Raw genomic sequence first — 400 nt, 5'->3', positions numbered from 1 at the left:
GGTGGCGGACCTTCGCGCGGGCCCGCATCGCCTCCAGGGCCTCCAGCGCGCAGTCGAACAGCGCGGCCACCTCGCGCGCCGTTCCCGTACGGCCCGCGCGGGTCGCGAAGCGCTCCCCGATGGCCGAGTCGGCGACGACCTGGAAGTCGAACCAGGGCTTCAGCGTAAGGACGGCCCAGTCGTGGTACTCGGCGGCGAAGCGGAGCGTTCCCGGCTCCCGGTGCGCCGACCGGGCCACCCGGTGCGCGGCCCACAGGGCGAGCGAGGTGCCCTGCCCCAGGGTCGGGTTGGTGTGGGTCAGGGCGTCCCCGACCGGGACGAGTCCGCTCACCACGGGACCCCGCTCGTCCGCCAGGGCGCTCCACCGGTTGTCGAGGCTCGCCATGGCCAGTACGCCGGA

General features: G+C 75.0%; 1 pseudogene. It reads right to left on the bottom strand.

Annotated features, from left to right (window positions below):
* Positions 1-400 (bottom strand): annotated as a pseudogene (locus G3I71_RS49285) (FAD-dependent oxidoreductase); the annotation flags it as partial.

Source organism: Streptomyces sp. SID12501 (genome assembly GCF_010550245.1).
Taxonomy (GTDB): domain Bacteria; phylum Actinomycetota; class Actinomycetes; order Streptomycetales; family Streptomycetaceae; genus Streptomyces.
Note: the sequence above shows the minus strand (reverse complement) of the source record. Positions and strands in the feature narration are given on the sequence as shown.